The 2558-nt window shown below is 38.9% G+C and carries 2 protein-coding genes; both read left to right on the top strand.

The window, feature by feature from the left end; genetic code table 11:
* Positions 1-105: 105 nt before the first annotated feature.
* Complete coding sequence (locus ACG72T_RS12460) at positions 106-1317, top strand: C39 family peptidase (protein ID WP_395266458.1); 1212 nt, start codon at positions 106-108, stop codon at positions 1315-1317.
* A gap of 15 nt (positions 1318-1332) precedes the next feature.
* On the top strand, positions 1333-2558 hold a 1226-nt coding region (locus ACG72T_RS12455; protein WP_395266457.1), incomplete at its 3' end, for a peptidoglycan-binding domain-containing protein.

Raw genomic sequence — 2558 nt, 5'->3', positions numbered from 1 at the left:
ACGGTCATTTTATTCATATATACCATGGTTAAAAAAAGGAGGATTATCTAAAAAAGGAAAGATATATAAGATTTATTTTATGATAATGAGTTTTTAGGGGGAAACATGAAACTTAAGAGGAAATTACTCTATGCAACTTTGCTTGCATCTAGTTGTCTAATCTCAACGACAATCGTTGCTAAAGCTGATACGACAACACAAGCACCAAATAGTCAAAGTATTGTTGCACCTGTGCCAGAACAAAATAATAAGAGTCAAGCACCAGATGTGTCAAAAGATTCATCAAATGGTGAGTCTCAAACTACAAATAATGTTCAAAGTAATGGTCAAGAGGGACAGTCAAACCAATCGGTTCAAACCAATCAACAGGCAGAGACGCAAACTGCCCAACCAACGTATCATGATACGCCCGTTGATGGTGTCTACACAGTCGGCAACAATTTTACGATTCTTTATGACATCAATGGCGTTAGGATTACTGACCGTGGTTTAGCTCCAAATTCTAATTGGTATACCGATACTTTTCACGATGCTGGTAATGGTGCCAGTTACTATCGTGTCGCAACTAACGAATATGCTGACCAAACCGCTGGAACTTACCGTTCATATGTTCAACCATTCTCTGGTAATGCAACGGTAGTTTATAAAAAAGGTGCCAGTGCCCATGACTTTGAAGGCTATAGTAAGAAAGCCGTTTATCATGGCAACAACTTGCCAACTGGAAGCACTTGGAAAGTTACCAACCATGCCAATATCGGTGGTAAAGAATGGTATCAAATTGGTAATAATACTTGGATTCCACAAGATTACGTTGTTATCAATGGTGGTCAATATAAAGAAGCCAGCTGGATTTCTGGTGTTCCGCTGATTGCTCAACGTCCAGAATTGCCCAATGGTTGTGAAATCACGGCAGTGACGATGATGTTGCAATATGCTGGTGCCAAAGTCGATAAGATGCAGATGGCCAGAGAGATGCCACGTAGTAGTAATCCTGAATATGGCTATATCGGTCAACCTTGGGATTCAACAGGTATTACTATTTTTCCAAACGCATTACTAGTTGAAAAGTATGCTGGTACAGCCAAAGACTTAACTGGTCAAGGGTTCGATGCAATTAAGTATCAAATTGATTTAGGACATCCAGTAGTAACATGGCACACATTGTATGGCTTTCCATACCATGCCTTGGTAGTTACTGGTTACGATAAAAATTACGTCTATTACAACGATTGTTGGACTGATCAGACGTTACAAATGGGAATTAATCAATTTATCAATAACTGGAACACACAAAACCGTCGTGCAATCAGTTATTAAATAAGGGGAAGAAAAATGAAAATTAGAACAAAATATGCCGTTGCCTGTGGATTCGCCTTAACAATGTTTTTAGCTACACAACAAACTGTTAAAGCTGATACAACAACTGATAATCAAGCAACAGAAACTGTCGCAAATGTTAACCAAAACCAAACAGCTGTATCACAAGCAACTTCAGTAGCCGATTCAAATAACGCTGCCGACCAAGCTACAGCCAGCCAAAATGTGACAGACAATGCAGCAACAAATGCCACACAACAAACTGTAACCACTGACACCACTCAACAAGATGTTAATGCCAATGCAAATGCCAGTACACAAGCACCTGCAAGTACACAAGCAAATGCTAATACCAACAACATTGAACAAATTAAAGGTGTTGTCGTATCACATAATGGTTCAATGACTTTTCTTTACACCCAAGATGGTAAACAAATCACTAACCGTGGTTTAGCTCCAAATACTCCTTGGTATACTGACCAAAAACTTTCATTGAATGGTTCAAGTTATTATCGTGTTGCTACTAACGAATTTGCTAACAGTTCAGACGTTACTATGCAATATGGTGCTGCCGCAAGTGGTGAAGTTAGAGTTAAACAAAGTGGTGCGGTTAATTACACAAGAACTGAACAAGGATTTGTTAGAAGTGGTCAACCAAACTTTAAAGCCAATTCTGTTTGGAAATTCAACAAGACTGATAACCTGAATGGTTTAACTTATTATCAAATTGCTAACAACGTTTGGTTAAACAGTGACGATGCAACAACAGCTCCTGCATATCAAAATCCAAGTGGTTGGTTACAAATCCAAAATAAACAAATTCAACCTAGTGGTGGTGCCGTAGGTTACGACCTTTATAACGGTGTTGAAGGTATTAAGACATATTTAGTAAGAAAGTATTTTGGTTATTCTAATGCTCATACAATCTATGATGGTTCTGTAGCAGCCAGCGTTCGTTCTCTTCAAGCTAGAAAAGGACTTCCTGTAACTGGCGTTGTTGATTTGAAGACTTGGGAAGCAATGGGCTTTGTGGAAAGTACATGGTATGGCATTGATTCATACATCGCCCCACTTCAAACAAACATCAGCAGTACTCGTTCAGACCATATTGAAGCTATGATTAATCAAGCTCGTAAATATCTCGGTCAACCATGGATTTCTGGTGCCTCAAGTTCTCCAAATTATGGTGTTGACTGTTCAGGATTAGTTACTCAATCACTTTACGCTGCTGGTATTGATAC

This window comes from Companilactobacillus sp. FL22-1, assembly GCF_043951805.1.
In the GTDB taxonomy this organism is placed as follows: Bacteria; Bacillota; Bacilli; order Lactobacillales; family Lactobacillaceae; genus Companilactobacillus.
Note: the sequence above shows the minus strand (reverse complement) of the source record. Positions and strands in the feature narration are given on the sequence as shown.